This is a genomic window from Streptomyces sp. NPDC002306 (assembly GCF_053593435.1).
Genome location: NZ_JBSFCK010000003.1, coordinates 285,591 through 302,201, shown reverse-complemented (window position 1 = coordinate 302,201; position 16,611 = coordinate 285,591). Strand labels below are relative to the sequence as shown.

General features: G+C 72.5%; 13 protein-coding genes. 4 read left to right on the top strand and 9 right to left on the bottom strand.

Going from position 1 to position 16,611, the window contains the following annotated elements; all coding sequences use genetic code 11:
* Window positions 1–106 precede the first annotated feature (106 nt).
* The 4 genes from ACWCQK_RS08935 to ACWCQK_RS08920 all read right to left on the bottom strand — a co-directional run bounded on the left by ACWCQK_RS08935 (window position 107) and on the right by ACWCQK_RS08920 (window position 4,427).
* Complete coding sequence (locus tag ACWCQK_RS08935) at window positions 107–1,345, bottom strand: MFS transporter (protein WP_451153427.1); 1,239 nt, start codon at window positions 1,343–1,345, stop codon at window positions 107–109.
* A 101-nt stretch (window positions 1,346–1,446) separates the two neighbouring features.
* Entirely contained in the window at window positions 1,447–2,247 is an 801-nt protein-coding gene (locus ACWCQK_RS08930; protein WP_451153922.1) for a sugar phosphate isomerase/epimerase family protein, read from the bottom strand.
* A gap of 49 nt (window positions 2,248–2,296) precedes the next feature.
* Window positions 2,297–3,226 (bottom strand): bifunctional helix-turn-helix transcriptional regulator/GNAT family N-acetyltransferase, encoded by a 930-nt coding sequence (locus ACWCQK_RS08925; protein ID WP_451153425.1) that lies wholly within the window; start codon window positions 3,224–3,226, stop codon window positions 2,297–2,299.
* A gap of 154 nt (window positions 3,227–3,380) precedes the next feature.
* The gene (locus tag ACWCQK_RS08920; RefSeq protein ID WP_451153423.1) at window positions 3,381–4,427 is read right to left on the bottom strand and encodes a LacI family DNA-binding transcriptional regulator; all 1,047 of its coding nucleotides are present in this window, start codon (window positions 4,425–4,427) and stop codon (window positions 3,381–3,383) included.
* Window positions 4,428–4,740: 313 nt separating this feature from the next.
* Here ACWCQK_RS08920 and ACWCQK_RS08915 point away from each other — a divergent pair, with 313 nt between their 5' ends.
* The 3 genes from ACWCQK_RS08915 to ACWCQK_RS08905 are packed head-to-tail and all read left to right on the top strand — an operon-like array spanning window position 4,741 to window position 7,885.
* A complete protein-coding gene (locus ACWCQK_RS08915; RefSeq protein ID WP_451153421.1) occupies window positions 4,741–5,892 on the top strand; it encodes a Gfo/Idh/MocA family protein in 1,152 nt (383 codons plus the stop codon).
* On the top strand, window positions 5,889–7,043 hold the full coding sequence (locus ACWCQK_RS08910) for a dihydrodipicolinate synthase family protein (RefSeq protein WP_451153419.1): 1,155 nt from the start codon (window positions 5,889–5,891) through the stop codon (window positions 7,041–7,043). Before ACWCQK_RS08915 ends, ACWCQK_RS08910 begins: the two co-directional genes overlap by 4 nt.
* Window positions 7,044–7,075: 32 nt before the next feature.
* The gene (locus tag ACWCQK_RS08905) at window positions 7,076–7,885 is read left to right on the top strand and encodes a sugar phosphate isomerase/epimerase family protein (RefSeq protein ID WP_451153920.1); all 810 of its coding nucleotides are present in this window, start codon (window positions 7,076–7,078) and stop codon (window positions 7,883–7,885) included.
* A gap of 318 nt (window positions 7,886–8,203) precedes the next feature.
* Here the strand turns inward: ACWCQK_RS08905 and rbsD are convergent, their stop codons facing one another.
* The 5 genes from rbsD to ACWCQK_RS08880 form a co-directional block, all read right to left on the bottom strand.
* Window positions 8,204–8,593, bottom strand: coding sequence for a D-ribose pyranase (gene rbsD, locus ACWCQK_RS08900; RefSeq protein WP_451153417.1), 390 nt, complete (start codon window positions 8,591–8,593; stop codon window positions 8,204–8,206).
* The gene (locus tag ACWCQK_RS08895) at window positions 8,590–9,492 is read right to left on the bottom strand and encodes a ribokinase (protein WP_451153415.1); all 903 of its coding nucleotides are present in this window, start codon (window positions 9,490–9,492) and stop codon (window positions 8,590–8,592) included. Before ACWCQK_RS08895 ends, rbsD begins: the two co-directional genes overlap by 4 nt.
* Window positions 9,493–9,568: 76 nt before the next feature.
* Entirely contained in the window at window positions 9,569–11,515 is a 1,947-nt protein-coding gene (locus ACWCQK_RS08890; protein WP_451153413.1) for an ABC transporter permease/substrate-binding protein, read from the bottom strand.
* A complete protein-coding gene (locus ACWCQK_RS08885) occupies window positions 11,505–13,031 on the bottom strand; it encodes a sugar ABC transporter ATP-binding protein (RefSeq protein ID WP_451153411.1) in 1,527 nt (508 codons plus the stop codon). Before ACWCQK_RS08885 ends, ACWCQK_RS08890 begins: the two co-directional genes overlap by 11 nt.
* Window positions 13,028–14,062: a LacI family DNA-binding transcriptional regulator gene (locus ACWCQK_RS08880; protein ID WP_451153409.1), complete on the bottom strand. Its 1,035-nt coding sequence runs from the start codon at window positions 14,060–14,062 to the stop codon at window positions 13,028–13,030. The genes ACWCQK_RS08885 and ACWCQK_RS08880 overlap by 4 nt, the downstream gene beginning before the upstream one ends.
* A 185-nt stretch (window positions 14,063–14,247) precedes the next feature.
* On the opposite strand from ACWCQK_RS08880, the gene recD2 reads away from it, so the two are divergent.
* Entirely contained in the window at window positions 14,248–16,518 is a 2,271-nt protein-coding gene (recD2, locus tag ACWCQK_RS08875) for an SF1B family DNA helicase RecD2 (RefSeq protein ID WP_451153407.1), read from the top strand.
* The last annotated feature ends 93 nt before the right edge of the window (window positions 16,519–16,611 follow it).

The following is a 16,611-nucleotide window of genomic DNA, read 5'->3' as shown; positions in this document are numbered from 1 at the left end:
ACCCGTGAGGCGGCCAGGAGGTGTCCCTCGCAACCGGGGTGCCTCCCGGGCGGCGACGGGTTCAGGCGACAGGCGACAGCCGACAGCCGACGGGTCAGGCGGCGGGTCAGTCCCCGGCCCCCGGCCCTGAGGCGCCCCGCAGTTCGGGTGTCGAGGCGGCCACCGTCGTCACCGCCGCCAGGCACAGCAGACCCCCACTGATCAGCGCCGTCGCGCCGGAGGTCCAGCCGGCGATCAGGCCGCCGCGCAGATTGCCCAGGTTGGGGCCCGCCTGGCCGACGATCTGTTCGGCGGCGGTGACCCGGCCGAGCAGGGCGTCCGGGGTGTGGGTCTGCACGATGGTGCCGCGCGAGACGACGGCCGTGGTGTCGGCCGCCCCGGCCAGCACCAGCAGGGCGAGGCCCGTCCAGGCGTCGGTGGTCAGACCGAAGAGGACCAGGGCGGCACCCCAGGTGGCGGACGCGCACAGCATCACCGGCCCCGGGCGCCCCAGGCGGGTGACAGAGCCGGAGAACGCCGAGGTGGCCAGGCCGCCCACGGCGAGGGCGGAGAGGAACAGGCCCAGCGTGCTCGGGTCGTCGCCGAAGCGCTCCGCGTTGACCAGCGGGAAGAGACTCACCGGGAACGACAGCACCGTGGCGGCCAGATCGGTGAGCAGGGCGCCGCGCACCGCCCGGTGGCCGGTCAGGAACCGCAGCCCGTCCAGCACCCCGCGCAGTCCCGGCCGGGAGCGCTCGCCCTCGGGCGGCAGCGCGGGCAGCCCGAAGGCGCCGTAGAAGGACAGACCGAAACTCAGGGCGTCCAGGAGGTAGCAGGCGCCGATGCCCAGCCGGCCGAGCAGCACGCCCGCGAGCGCCGGGCCGAGCAGCAGCATCGCCTGGCCGGTGATCTGGTTCAGGGCGAGCCCGGCCGCCACCTGCTCCTTGGGCAGCAGCCGGGGCACGAACACGCCCGCCGCGGGCGCCCCGACCGCCCCGCAGGACGACTGGGCGGCGACCAGGGCGAGCAGCACGACGACCGGCACGTGCCCGTTGAAGCCCTGCACGGCGAGGAGGAAGGAGCAGACCGCCTGGCCGACCGTGGCGAGCAGGAACACCCGGCGGCGGTCGGCCCGGTCCACCCAGGCCCCGGCGAACAGCCCGACCGCGACCATCGGCAGCGCCTGCGCGAGCCCGACCGCGCCGCTCCAGGCCGTGCTGTGGGTCATGTCCCAGACCTGGTAGATGACGGTGACCATGGTCATGACGCCGCCGAGCATGGACACCGTCCGCCCGATCAGCAGCCGCCGGAAGACGGGGGAGGTGCGCAGCGGACGTACGTCGATCAGCGCGTGCGTCAGCGACATGGGAGGGCGGTGGGGTTGGGCGGGTTCACGGCCGTGAGGCTAACCGGCAGGGCCGGACTCCGGCGAACCTATTTCCCCGGCCGCCCCAGCGGCGCCACGGCCTACGCCGACTCGTTGAGCAACCGCCCCAGATGCTCCCGCCCCGCGCCCAGCAGCTCCGGCAGCGGCGCCGCGTCCTCGTACCAGCGCTTCTCGTACTCCCAGCACAGCCAGCCGTCCCAGCCGTGCCGGGACAGCACCTCCACGCACTCGGTGAGCGGCAGGACCCCGGCACCCAGCGGCAGCGGCGCGGTGTCGTCGGCGGCGGCGATGTCCTTGACCTGGACGTAGCCGAGGTGCGGCGCGAGGGCCGCGTACGTCTCCGCGGGCTGCTCGCCGCCCAGCCAGGTGTGCATCACGTCCCACAGCGCCCCCGCCTGCCGGTGGCCGACCGGGCCCAGGATCCGGATCGCGGCGGCCCCCGTGCGGTGCGAGTCGTGGGTCTCCAGCAGGATCCGGACGCCGACGTCGGCGGCGTACTCGGCGGCCGTGCCCAGGCGGCGCGCGGCGACGGCGTCGGCCTCCCGCGGGGACTGTCCGGGGGCGGCGCCCGGGAAGACCCGTACGAAGGGCGCGCCCAGGTCGCGGGCCAGGTCGAGAAGCTCGCGGATCTCGTCGAGCACGGCGGTGTCGTCGCCGGGCGCGGCCACGCGCACGTAGCCCGCCAGGCCGAGGATCTCGACGCCCGCCGCCTTGAACCCGGCGGCCACAGCGGCCCGTTCGGCGGCGGTGAGGCCGGGGTGCACCGGCTCCTCCGGATGCGCGCGCAGCTCCACTCCGTGATAGCCGTGCGCGGAGGCCAGTCGCAGCACCTCCGGGAGTGGCAGGCCGGGGACACCGAGGGTGGAGAAGGCCAGCTTCATGTCCATCGACCCTACTCGTCGCCGCCGTCCGGCGCCCCCTCGTCCCCGCTCACCCGGCCGTCTCGCGCAGGTCGAGCCGCCAGTCCTGGCCCACCAGGTCCTTGCCGAAGGAACGGTGCGGGGTCTCGGCGGTGAGGACGAAGCCGTGCCGTCCGTAGAGGTGCCGGGCGGCGGTGAGCACGTCGTTGGTCCACAGAGCGAGGTCCCGGTAGCCGACCCCGCGCGCGAAGGCGACGACGGCCGCGACCAGCCGGTTGCCGAGCCCCAGGCCGCGCGCGTCCGGCTCGACCAGCAGGAGCCGCAGCCGGGCGGTGCCGGGTGCCTCGTCCCGTACGCACATCACGCAGCCCACCGGCCGTCCGTCGAGCTCGGCGATCCACACCCGTTCGAGGTGCGGGTCGTGGTCCTCGGCGAAGTCGGCGACGATCCTCGCGACCAGTCCCTCGTAGTCGGTGTTCCACCCGTACTCGGCGGCGTACAGCGCCGCGTTGCGCTGCACGATCCAGCCGAGGTCACCGGGTACCGGCTCGCGCAGGACCACGTCCTCGGCGCGGGGGCGGCGCTCGTCCAGGATGGTCCGGATCGTGCGCATCGCCTGGGCGAGACGCGTACGGTCGCCGGGCGCCACGCTCTCCAGCAGCGCGCCCACCGTCTCCCGGGCCCGCTCGTCCAGCAGTCCGGCGGCCTCCCGGCCGTGCGCGGTGAGCGTGACCCGGCGGCGGCGCGGGTCGTCCTCGGACGGGGCGCGCTCGACGAGTCCGTCCCGCTCGAAGCGGTTCAGGATGCGGCTCAGATAGCCGGAGTCCAGCGAGAGTCCGGCGCGCAGGTCGGCCGCGTCCGTACGGCGGGAGTGCGCGAGTTCGTACAGGACGCGGGACTCGGTGAGGGTGTACGGGGCGTACAGGTGGCGGCCGTGGCCGAGGGCGCCGATGACGTTCGCGTAGAAGTGGTTGAAGGAGCGGATGTCCTGGACGGTCATGGCTCGATCCCGGTGATCCGATGGCTGACCCAGTCAGAGATACGCACCCCCGAGCGTAGGCCGCCCGCACCGCCACGGCCAGAGCCCCTGGGGCGAATCGGACGGACGGCGCGACGCGCACCGGAACCGGGGGCGGGTCACACCGGCGGTGCGGTCACTTCCGAGGCACCCCGGAGGACCCCCGTACCATCAGCTCCCCCCGGACCGTCGCGATCTCCCCGGGCGGCGGCTCCTCGCGCCCCATCGCGATCCGCCCGGCCCGCGCCCCGGCCTCCGCCAGCGGCAGCCGCACGGTCGTCAGCGACGGCACCGCGTCGATGCTGAAGGGGAGGTCGTCGAAGCCGGCCACCGACACGTCCTCCGGGATCCTCAACCCGGACTCGCGCAGCGCCGCGCAGGCGCCCAGGGCGACGGAGTCGTTGGCCGCGACGACCGCCGTGAGGGACGGGTCGCGGCGCAGCAGTTCCAGGGTCGCCTCGTAACCGGAGCGCCGGTCGTAGCGGCCGTGCACGGTCCAGCGCGGATCCTCGTCGACGCCCGCCGCCGTCAGCGCCGCCCGGTGTCCCTCCAGCCGGTGCCGGGTGGTCGTCCGCTCCTCGGGTCCGGCGATGTAGCCGAGCCGCCGGTGCCCGAGCCCTATGAGGTGCTCGGTCAGCTCCCGCCCGCCGCCGCGGTTGTCGAAGGTCAGCGCGACCGCCCCGGTGTCCGGCGCGGGCGGGCGCCCGCACAGCACCACCCGGGTGCCCGCCGCCGTCAGCTTGCGCAGCTTCGCCGCCACGGCCGCCGCGTGCGACTGGTCCTCCACGGCGCCGCCGGTCAGCACCACGGCCGCGGCGCGCTGCCGCTGGAGCAGCGTGAGGTAGGTGAGTTCGCGCTCCGGGGAGCCGCCCGTGTTGCAGACGACCGCCAGCCGTTCCCCGCCGGCCCGGCCGCCCGGACCGCCGATCTCGGACTGGATGGCGCTCGCCATGATCCCGAAGAACGGGTCGGCGATGTCGTTGACCAGGATCCCCACCAGGTCGGAGGTGGCGGCGGCGAGCGCGCTGGCCGGCCCGTTCAGCACGTAGTCCAGCTCGTCCACCGCCCGCAGCACCCGTTCCCGGGTGGAGGCCGCCACGGGGTAGTTCCCGTTCAGCACGCGCGACACCGTCGCGGGGGAGACCTGGGCGCGGGCCGCCACGTCCGCCAGGGTCACCGTCATCTCGTCGTCCTCCGGTCGCGCATCGTGTCGTCCCTCGCCGTACGTCGTCGCGCACAGGGGCCGTTCGCAGGGCATGTACAGGCAACGCACAGGCAATGCACAGGCCCGCGATCCACAGCTACGGCGTCGTGCGGTCCGAGCAGACCTTACGGCCCCACACCCTGGTTGTTCGCCCCCTCGAACAACTCGAAGTGGACACGGCCTTGTCCGGACCACCGGTCAGAGGCTAGCTTCAGCGTGTAGAAAGCGCTTGCTGTGCAGTGTGTCGGTATCACCAGGAATCCGGGCGCCCGGCGCCCACGAAGGGACTGACGTGACACGCAAGACGGTGCGTATCGCCATGAACGGCGTGACCGGTCGCATGGGCTACCGCCAGCACCTGGTCCGCTCCCTGCTGGCCCTGCGCGAACAGGGCGGGCTCGACCTCGGCGACGGCACCGTGCTGTGGCCGGAGCCGATCCTCGTCGGGCGCCGCGAGCACGCGCTGCGCGCGCTCGCCGGGCGGCACGGCCTGGAGCACGTCTCGACGGACCTGGACGCGGTCCTCGCCGACCCGACCGTGGACATCTACTTCGACGCCCAGGTGACGTCGGCCCGCGAGGAGGCGATCAGGAAGGCGATCGCCGCCGGGAAGCACGTCTACACGGAGAAGCCGACCGCCACCGGCCTCGACGGCGCCCTGGAACTGGCCCGCCTGGCCGAGGAGAAGGGCATCAGGCACGGCGTCGTCCAGGACAAGATCTTCCTGCCGGGCCTGCTCAAGCTGAAGCGCCTGATCGACGGCGGCTTCTTCGGCCGGATCCTCTCCGTCCGCGGCGAGTTCGGCTACTGGGTCTTCGAGGGCGACTGGCAGCCGGCCCAGCGCCCCTCGTGGAACTACCGCGCCGAGGACGGCGGCGGCATCGTCGTCGACATGTTCCCGCACTGGGAGTACGTCCTGCACGAGCTCTTCGGCCGGGTGAAGTCCGTCCAGGCGCTCGCCACCACCCACATCCCGCAGCGCTGGGACGAGCAGGGCAAGCCCTACGACGCCAGTGCCGACGACGCGGCGTACGGCGTCTTCGAACTCGAAGGCGGCGCGATCGCGCAGATCAACTCCTCCTGGGCGGTCCGGGTCAACCGGGACGAACTCGTCGAGTTCCAGGTGGACGGCACGGAGGGCTCGGCCGTCGCGGGCCTGCGCGCCTGCCGCGCCCAGCACCGCTCCGCCACCCCCAAGCCGGTCTGGAACCCGGACGTCCCCGCCACCGAGGTCTTCCGCGACCAGTGGCAGGAGGTCCCGGACAACACCGAGTTCGCCAACGGCTTCAAGGCCCAGTGGGAGCTGTTCCTGCGACACGTCTACGCCGACGCCCCCTACCGCTGGGACCTCCTTGCCGGCGCCCGCGGCGTGCAGCTCGCCGAACTGGGCCTGAGGTCCTCCGCCGAGGGCCGCCGCCTCGACGTACCGGAGATCTCGCTGTGACCATCCGACTCCCCGACGCGTCGGGCGCGTTGCGCGCCTACGAACCCCGCGCCGAACCCCTCGACGTCACCCCCGGCACCCCCTTCACCTCCCGTACGGTCTTCTCGGCGGCGCACGTCGTCGCCGACCCGTTCGCCGACGCCGGCCCCGGCTCCCCGGCGGCCGTCGACTGGGACGCCACCCTCGCCTTCCGCCGTCATCTGTGGTCGCACGGGCTCGGGGTCGCCGAGGCCATGGACACCGCCCAGCGCGGCATGGGCCTGGACTGGGCGTCCGCGGCCGAGCTGATCCGGCGCAGCGCCGCCGAGGCCAGATCGGTCGGCGGCCGCATCGCCTGCGGCGTCGGCACCGACCAGCTCACCGGCGGCGGCTCCACGGCCGAGATCCGCCGGGCCTACGAGGAACAGCTCGCCCTGGTCGAGGAGTCGGGCGCCCGGGCGATCCTGATGGCGTCCCGCGCGCTGGCCGCCGCCGCCACGGGACCCGAGGACTACCTGGAGGTCTACGGCCACCTCCTGCGCCAGGCCGCCGAACCGGTGATCCTGCACTGGCTGGGCCCGATGTTCGACCCGGCGCTCGAGGGCTACTGGGGGTCGGGCGACCTGGACGCGGCCACCGACACCTTCCTGGAGGTCGTCGCCGCCCACCCCGACAAGGTCGACGGCGTCAAGGTCTCCCTCCTGGACGCCCGGCGCGAGGTCGGCCTGCGCCGCCGGCTGCCCGAGGGCGTCCGCTGCTACACCGGCGACGACTTCCACTATCCCGAGCTGATCGCGGGCGACGAACGGGGCTTCAGCCACGCCCTGCTCGGCGTCTTCGACCCGCTCGGCCCGCTCGCGGCGCGGGCCGTACGCGTCCTGGACACCGGGGACGTGACCGGGTTCCGCGGGCTGCTCGACCCGACCGTCGAACTGTCCCGCCACCTCTTCCAGGCGCCGACCCGCTTCTACAAGACGGGCGTGGTCCTGCTCGCCTGGCTGGCCGGCCACCAGAGCCACTTCACGATGGTCGGCGGCCTGCAGTCGGCCCGCTCCCTCCCGCACCTCGCCCGCGCCTACGAACTCGCCGACGGGCTGGGCCTGTTCCCCGACCCGAAGCGGGCGCAGGCGCGGATGGAGACCCTGCTCGCCCTGTACGGAGTGCACCAGTGACCGACGGACTCGCCCGCTTCAGCATCAACCAGATGACGGTCCGGCAGCTGTCGCTGCCCGAACTGACCGCCGCCTGCCGGGAGCTGGGGGTGCCGGGCGTCGGCCTGTGGCGCGCGCCGGTCCAGGCGTACGGCGTGCGGGCGACGGCGAAGCTGGTCCGCGACGCGGGCCTCGCCGTCACCACCCTGTGCCGGGGCGGCTTCCTCACGGCGATCGACCCGGCCGAACGGTCGGCGGCCCTCGACGACAACCGCCGCGCCGTCGACGAGGCGGCCGCGCTGGGCACGGACACCCTCGTCCTGGTCTCCGGCGGCCTCCCCGCCGGCTCCAGGGACCTGTACGGCGCCCGGGAGCGGATCGCCGACGCCCTCGCGGATCTGGGCCCCTACGCCGAGTCCCACGGCGTCCGCCTCGCGATCGAGGCCCTGCACCCCATGTACGCCTCCGACCGCTGCGTGGTCTCCACCCTCGCCCAGGCCCTGGACCTGGCGGAACGCTTCCCCGCACACCAGGTGGGCGTCACGGTCGACACGTACCACGTCTGGTGGGACGACCGGGCGCCCGCCCAGATCGCCCGCGCGGGCGCCGCGGGCCGTATCCACTCCTTCCAGCTCGCCGACTGGACCACCCCCCTGCCCGAGGGCGTCCTCAACGGCCGGGGGCAGCTCGGCGACGGCGCGATCGACCTGCGGGAGTGGAAGGCCCACGTGGACGCGGCCGGCTACACCGGACCCATCGAGGTCGAACTCTTCAACGAGGCCCTGTGGACACGCGACGGCCGCGAGGTCCTGACGGAGACGACCCGGCGCTACATCCACCACATGGACCCAGCGGGGGAGTGACCGGCACGGTCGGCGCACCGCGCGCCGCCGGACGGCGTGCGGAAAAAAAGTCCCGGAGACCGTGCAACCCTTCCCACGCTTGGTGGGTCGTATTGGGCATCAGGACCTTTGGAGGGGGATCTGGGGGGATCGCGGGGGTTCTGATACGGAGGGGAAGAGCCGAGGGGGCCAGGTCGACGGACCGGGCCCCCTCGAAGCTTTCACGCGAGCGACAGCGGCATCCGCGACCGGCCACACCGGCGCACGCGACAACGCGTGACCCCGCGCACGCGACAGCGGGGACGCCGGCTCACGTGACACCGGCTCACGCGCCCGCGATCAGAAGAACACGCCGCACCGCAGCAGCACGTTCGCGTACGGCCGTGCCTCGCCCGTGCGGACCACCAGCCGGGCGCCCGCCGACAGCTCCTTGAGCCGTTCGTGCGAGACCAGCCTCAGCTCGGGGAAGTGCCCGTCCAGCAGCCCGGCCGCCGCCGGATTCGCCGCCCGTACCTCCGCCGCCGCCGTGGCGCCCTCGACCACCAGCTCCGCCATCAGCCCGTCCAGCACCTCGGCGAAGGACGGCACCCCGGCCCGGAACGCCAGGTCCACCACCCGCGGCCCGTCCGGTATCGGCATGCCGGCGTCACACACCAGCACCCCGTCGCCGTGCCCCAGTTCGGCCAGCGCGCCGGCGAGATACCGGTTGAGGATTCCCGTCCTCTTCATGACGCCGGCACCTCCGCCGCGGTCGGGAACGACTCCTGCGCCCCCCGCTTCGTCACGGCCGCCGCCCCGACCCGCGCCGCGTACGTCGCCGCCTGCGCGAGGGACGAGCCCGTGCCCAGCTTCCAGGCCAGCGCCGCGGTGAACGCGTCACCGGCGCCCGTGGTGTCCACGGCCTCCACCCGCACGGCGGGGATCCGGGTGACACCCTCCGCGTCGGCGACCAGCGCGCCCTCGCCGCCCAGGGTGACGACCACCGAGCGCGGCCCCTTCGCCAGCAGTGCGCGCGCCCAGTCGGCGGGCTCGTCGCCCGCCCCGGACCCGCCGAGGATCACCTTCGCCTCGTGCTCGTTGACGATCAGCGGATCGCAGGCCGCCAGCACCTCGTCCGGCAGCGGACGCGGCGGGGACGGGTTCAGTACGAACCGGCTGTCCGGCGCCAGGTTCCGGACCGCCTCGACGACTGTCTCCAGCGGGATCTCCAGCTGCGCCGAGACCACCCGCGAGGCCCGGAACAGGCCCGCCGCGCCCCGGACGTCCGCGGGCCCGAGCTTGCCGTTCGCGCCCGGCGACACCACGATGCTGTTGTCCCCTGACGGGTCCACCGTGATCAGCGCGACCCCGGTCGGCGCACCGCCGGCCAGGACACCCGCCGTGTCCACCCCGGCCGCCCGCTGCGAGTCCAGCAGCAGCCGGCCGTAGGCGTCGTCGCCGACCCGGGCCAGCAGCGCCGTACGCGCCCCGAGCCGGGCGGCGGCGACCGCCTGGTTCGCGCCCTTACCACCGGGATGGACGGCCAGGTCGGAGCCGAGCACCGTCTCCCCGGCCCCCGGCCGCCGCTCGACACCGATCACCAGGTCGGCGTTGGCCGACCCCACGACCAGGAGGTCGTAGTCGTACATGAGATGACTCCCTAAGCACCTGCGTTGAGCCGGCCGGGCGGCCCTGGTACGGGCCGCCCGGCCGGTGGCCGATCCGTCAGCCGGTGAAGCCGGACACGTTCTCCTTCGTGACCACCTTCACCGGCACCTTCACGGTCGTCTCCACCTTCTTGTCCTGGGCCGCCTTCAGGGCGTTGTCCACCGCGATCCTGCCCAGCTGGCTCGGCTGCTGCGCCACCGAGGCGTACAGCGTGCCGTTCTTGACCGCGGTCAGACCGTCGGGGGTGCCGTCGAAGCCGACCACCGAGACCGACTTGCCGGCCTTGGAGCCCAGGGCCTTGATCGCGCCGAGGGCCATCTCGTCGTTCGCGGCGATGACGCCCTGGACGTCGGGGTGGGCCTGGAGCAGGTTCGACATCACGTCGAGCCCCTTGGTGCGGTCGAAGTCGGCGGGCTGCTGGGCCACGACCTTGATGCCGGGGAAGGCCTTGAGCCCGGCGGCGAAGCCGGCGGCCCGCTCACGGGCGGCGGAGGTGCCCGGCTGCCCCTGGAGGATCACGATCTTGCCCTGGCCGCCCAGCTTCTCGGCGACCGTCTTCGCGGCCAGTTCACCGCCCTCGACGTTGTCGGAGGCGACCAGCGTGTCCGTCGTGGCCTTGTTGACGCCACGGTCGACGGCGACCACCGGGATGTCCGCCTTGCCGGCGGCGCGCACGGCGGGGCCCGCCGCGTCCGAGTCCACCGGGTTGACGATGATCGCCTTGTAGCCGGAACTGGTGAAGTTCTGGAGCTGGTTGGCCTGCTGGGAGGCGTCGTTCTGGGCGTCCGTGACCGTGAGGTCCACGCCCAGCTTCTTCGCCTCGGCCTGCGCGCCGGACCGGATCTGCACGAAGAACGGGTTGTTCAGCGTGGACAGGGACAGCCCGACCTTGGGGTTGGAGCCCGCGGAGTTGCCGCCGTGCAGGAAGGTGGTGGCGCCCACGATCGCCACCGTGATCACGGCCGCGAGCGCGTAGGTCGTCGCCTGCTTGCGCCTGCCGCCCTGCGAGGCACCGGGCACCGGGGTGGAGCCCGCCTTGCGGCGCAGGGTGTCGAGCAGCACCGCGAGCGCGATGACGATACCGATGACGACCTGCTGCCAGAACGCCGACACGGACAGCAGGTTGAGGCCGTTGCGCAGCACCGCCAGGATCAGCGCGCCGATCAGGGTGCCGGACGCCTTGCCGGTACCGCCCGCGAGCGAGGCCCCGCCGATGACGACGGCGGCGATCGCGTCCAGCTCGTAGCCGGAGGCGGCCTGCGGCTGGGCGGAGGAGAGCCGGGAGGCGAGCACGATGCCCGCGGCGGCGGCGAAGAGACCGGACAGCGCGTAGATGGCGAGCTTCTGCTTGTTCACGCGCAGACCCGACAGGCGGGCGGCCTCCTCGTTGCCGCCGATCGCGTACATGGACCGGCCGATGTAGGTCCGGCCGAGCACGACCGCGGCGATGACACCCATCACGATCATCACGAGGACCGGCACCGGCAGCCAGCCGCCGAGCGTGTCGCCGAGGTGCGAGACGGAGGAGGGGAAGGGGATCGGCGAACCGCCGGAGATCACCAGCGACAGACCGCGGCCCACCGAGAGCATGGCGAGCGTCGCGATGAACGGCGGCAGTTTCCCGTACGCGATCAGGAAGCCGTTGACCAGGCCGCACACGATGCCCGTGGCGATCGCGAGCAGGACCGCGAGCACCACCGGGACACCGTGCGAGGTGGCGCTCCAGGCGAGCACGGTCGCGGAGAGCGCGGCCACCGAACCGACCGACAGGTCGATGCCGGCCGCGACGATCACGAAGGTGACGCCGAACGCGAGGATGGCGGTGACGGCGGCCTGGACGCCGACGTTGAGCAGGTTGTCCGTGGTCAGGAAGTCCCCGGACAGCGCCGACATGGCGACGACGAGGACGATGAGCGCGGTGAGGGCGCCGTTGTCGAGCAGGAGGCGACGGACCGCCCCGGCGCCGCCGGCGCCTGTCTTGCTCTTGAGCGTGTCAGTGGCCACGGTTGGCCTCCTTCTCGGACTTGTCGTTGTTCGTGCTGACGGCCAGTGCCATGACCGCGTCCTGGGTGGCCTCGTCGGCCGTGAGCTCGCCGGCGATCCGGCCCTGGGCCATCACCAGCACCCGGTCGCTCATGCCGAGCACCTCGGGCAGGTCGCTGGAGACCATCAGGACGGCGGCGCCGGCCGCCGTCAGCTCGTTGATGAGCTGGTAGATCTCGACCTTCGCGCCGACGTCGATACCGCGCGTCGGCTCGTCGAGGATCAGGACCTTGGTGTCGGCGAGCAGCCACTTGCCGATGACGACCTTCTGCTGGTTGCCGCCGGAGAGCGTGCGCACGTGCTGGCCGAGACCGGCCATGCGCACCCCGAGCTGTTCGGCGATCCGGGCGGCCGCCACGCGCTGGCCCTTGAGGTCGACGAGCCCGGCGTGGGTCGCCGCCCGCATGGTCACCAGCCCGAGGTTCTCCTCGACGGACGCGTCGAGCACCAGCCCCTGGCCCTTGCGGTCCTCGGGGACGAGCCCGATCCCCGCCGTCATCGCGGCGTTGACGTCGTGCCGGCGCAGCTTGGTGCCGGCCACCTCCACGGCGCCCTTGTCGTACGTGTCGGCTCCGAAGACGGCCCGTACGACCTCGGTGCGGCCCGCGCCGACCAGCCCGGCGATGCCGACGACCTCACCGGCGTGCACCTCGAAGCTCACGTCCTGGAAGCCGCCGCCGCGGGTGAGTCCCTCGACGGTGAGCAGCGCGGGGCCCGTTTCGGGCCGCTTGCGCGGATACTGCTGTTCGATCGAACGTCCCACCATGAGCCGTACGAGCTCGTCCTCGGGCGTGGAGGCCGGGACCTGCCCGACGCTCTTGCCGTCGCGGATGACGGTGACGCGGTCTCCCAGAGCGGCGATCTCCTCCAGGTGGTGCGTGATGAACACGATCCCGACGCCGTCCTCGCGCAGCTTGCGCACGATGGCGAAGAGCTTCTCGACCTCCTCGGAGGTGAGCACGGCGGTCGGCTCGTCCATGATCAGCACGCGGGTGTCGAGGCTGAGGGCCTTCGCGATCTCGACCATCTGCAGGCGCGCGATGCCGAGTTCCCGCACCCGCGCGCGGGGCGACACGTCGACGCCGACCCGTTCGAGCAGTCCGGCCGCGTCCGCCTCCATCCGCTTGCGGTCGATCATCCCGTAGCGGCGTGGCTGCCGCCCCAGGAAGATGTTCTCGGCGACCGTGAGATCGGGAACGAGGTTGAACTCCTGGTAGATGGTGGCGATCCCGAGGCGCTCGGAGTCCTGCGCACCATGGATGCGCACCTCCTCGTCGCCCACCAGGATGCGCCCGCCGTCCGGGCGGTAGGCGCCGGAGAGCATCTTGATCAGCGTGCTCTTGCCCGCGCCGTTCTCACCGAGCAGCACATGCACCTCGCCCCGGCGCAGATCGAAGTCGACGCCGTCGAGCGCGACCACTCCGGGGAAGGTCTTGCGTATGCCTTCGATGCGCAGCAACTCGTCCGCGTTGCTCACGACTGGCTCCTGTTCGTTACGGGGGACTGCTCCTGGGGAGCCGGCTCGCCGCACGAGCGGCGTACGACGAGACGGGCGGTGAGGGCGACGGACTCGGGGGGCCGTCCCTCGATGCGGTCGACGAGCGCGCGCACGGCGGCGCGGCCCAGGTCGCCGGTGGGCTGGGCGACCGCGGTGATCGGCGGATCGGTGTGCACGAACCACGGGATGTCGTCGAACGCGGCGAGCGCGATGTCGTCGGGAACCCGCAGCCCGCGCGCGCGGACCGCGTCCAGCGCGCCGAGCGCCATCAGGTTGTCGGCGGCGAAGACGACCTCGGGCGGTTCGGCGAGGTCGAGGAAGCCCTCGGTCACCCGCCGGCCGCTCTCGGCCTGGAAGTCGCCCTGGCCTATGTAGGCGTCCGGGAGGGGGAGCCCGTACTCGGCCATGGCCTCCCGGAAGGCCTGGACACGCTCGCTGCCGGTGGTGGTGGCGGCGGGGCCCGCGATGATCGCGAGCCGTCGGTGTCCGAGCCCGTGCAGATGGGCGACGAGGTCACGTACGGCCGCGCGTCCGTCGGCCCGGATCACGGGCACGTCCACGCCGGGTATCCACCGGTCCACGAAGACCATCGGCGTCCCCGCGCGCGCGGCGTCCAGCATCAGCGGCGAGCCGCCGTCGGTGGGGGAGACCAGCAGTCCGTCGATCCGGCGGTCCAGCAGGGTCCGTACGTGGTGGTCCTGGAGGTCGGGCCGCTCGTCGGCGTTGCCGATGATCACGCTGTAGCCGAGCGCGCGGGCCTCCTCCTCGACGGACCGGGCCAGCTCGGTGAAGTACGGGTTCATGACGTCGCTGATGACCAGGCCGAGGGTGCGGGTCTGGTCGGTGCGCAGGGACCGGGCGACGGCGTTCGGGCGGTAGCCCAGCGCGGCCACGGCGGCCAGCACGCGGGTGCGTGCGTCGGCGCTCACCGACGGATGATCGTTCAGCACGCGCGACACCGTGGCTACGGAGACTCCCGCCTCGGCAGCGACATCCTTGATGCTCGCCATCGCCGTTCCACCTCCTCGTGGAATCGATTACATCGACGTGTACCGAGGATTGGAATCGATTACATGCAGGTTAATCAAGACCTCAACCAGATGCTGAGACCAGATCGTGATAATTCGCGCTCAGGTGAGCGGGTCCGCGGGCCGTCCCCGCACGCGCTGTCACAGCGCGCCGGTACCGTCGGATCATGTCCAATCAGGCGGGGAGCCAGGCGGGGGGCGCGGAGCGGGGCCTGGCCGTGCTCGAAGGCGTCCTGGAGCGCATCACGTACGCCAACGAGGAGAACGGCTACACGGTCGCCCGGGTCGACACCGGCCGAGGCGCCGGCGATCTCCTCACGGTCGTGGGCGCGCTGCTCGGCGCCCAGGTCGGGGAGTCCCTGCGGATGGAGGGCCGCTGGGGGTCGCACCCGCAGTACGGCAAGCAGTTCACGGTGGAGAACTACACGACCGTGCTCCCCGCCACCGTCCAGGGCATCCGCCGCTATCTGGGATCAGGTCTGGTCAAGGGCATCGGTCCGGTCTTCGCCGACCGCATCACCCAGCACTTCGGCATCGACACCCTCCGGATCATCGAGGAGGAGCCCAAGCGGCTCGTCGAGGTCCCGGGGCTCGGGCCCAAGCGGACCAGGAAGATCGCCGACGCCTGGGAGGAACAGAAGGCGATCAAGGAGGTCATGCTCTTCCTCCAGAGCGTCGAGGTCTCGACGTCGATCGCGGTGCGCATCTACAAGAAGTACGGCGACGCCTCGATCTCCGTCGTGAAGAACCAGCCCTACCGGCTGGCCACCGACGTCTGGGGCATCGGCTTCCTCACCGCCGACCGGATCGCCCAGTCCGTCGGCATCCCGCACGACAGCCCGGACCGCGTCAAGGCGGGCCTGCAGTACGCCCTTTCGCAGTCCGCCGACCAAGGTCACTGCTATCTGCCCGAGGAGCGGCTGATCGCCGACGCGGTCAAGCTCCTCCAGGTCGACACCGGGCTGGTCATCGAGTGCCTCGCCGAACTCGCCGGGCCCGCGCAGGACGGCGAGGACCCCGGTGTCGTACGGGAGAAGGTGCCCGGACCGGACGGCGGCGAGCCCGTCACGGCGGTCTACCTCGTCCCCTTCCACCGCGCCGAACTCTCCCTCTCCGCCCAGCTGTTGCGCCTGCTGCGCGCGGACACCGACCGGATGCCCGCCTTCCACGACGTGGCCTGGGACAAGGCGCTCGTCTGGCTCAAGGGGCGCACGGGGGCCGAACTCGCCCCGGAACAGGAGGCCGCGGTCCGGCTGGCGCTCACCGAGAAGGTCGCCGTCCTCACCGGCGGCCCCGGCTGCGGCAAGTCCTTCACGGTCCGCTCGATCGTCGAACTGGCCCGTGCCAAGCGGGCGAAGGTCGTGCTGGCCGCGCCCACCGGCCGGGCCGCCAAGCGCCTGGCCGAACTCACCGGCGCCGAGGCCTCCACCGTCCACCGGCTGCTGGAGCTCAAGCCCGGCGGGGACGCGGCCTACGACCGGGACCGGCCGCTGGACGCCGACCTGGTGGTGGTCGACGAGGCGTCCATGCTGGACCTGCTGCTCGCCAACAAGCTGGTCAAGGCGGTGCCCCCGGGCGCCCACCTGCTATTCGTCGGTGACGTGGACCAACTCCCCAGCGTCGGCGCGGGGGAGGTCCTCAGGGACCTGCTGGCCGACGGCGGCCCGGTCCCCGCCGTCCGCCTCACCCGCGTCTTCCGCCAGGCCCAGCAGTCGGGTGTGGTGACGAACGCGCACCGCATCAACTCCGGACAGCATCCGCTCACCGACGGCCTCAAGGACTTCTTCCTGTTCGTGGAGGACGACACGGAGGAGACGGGCCGGCTCACGGTGGACGTGGCGGCCCGTCGTATCCCGGCCAGGTTCGGGCTCGACCCGCGCCGGGACATCCAGGTGCTGGCGCCCATGCACCGCGGCCCGGCGGGCGCCGGCGCCCTCAACGGCCTGCTCCAGCAGGCGGTCACCCCGGGCCGCCCCGACCTGCCGGAGAAGCGGTTCGGCGGCCGGGTCTTCCGGGTCGGCGACAAGGTCACCCAGATCCGCAACAACTACGAGAAGGGCGCCAACGGCGTCTTCAACGGCACCGTGGGCGTGGTCACCTCGCTCGACCCCGTCGACCAGCGCCTCACCGTGCTGACGGACGAGGACGAGGAGGTGGCGTACGAATTCGACGAACTGGACGAGCTGGCCCACGCCTACGCGGTGACCATTCACCGCTCGCAGGGAAGTGAATATCCCGCCGTGGTGATCCCCGTCACCACCGGTGCATGGATGATGCTCCAGCGGAACCTGCTGTACACGGCGGTCACGCGGGCCAAGAAGCTCGTCGTGCTCGTGGGTTCACGCAAGGCGATCGGCCAGGCGGTGCGCACGGTGTCGGCGGGACGGCGTTGTACGGCGCTGGATTTCCGGCTGACCGGCGCCGATCACAAAAAATGATCGATCAAATGAGTCATGAAGGTCACAGAGCACTTCCAGATGCGGGATGTAGGGGGCAGGATGTGCGAGTTGACGGCACTGAGTGCCGCCGAT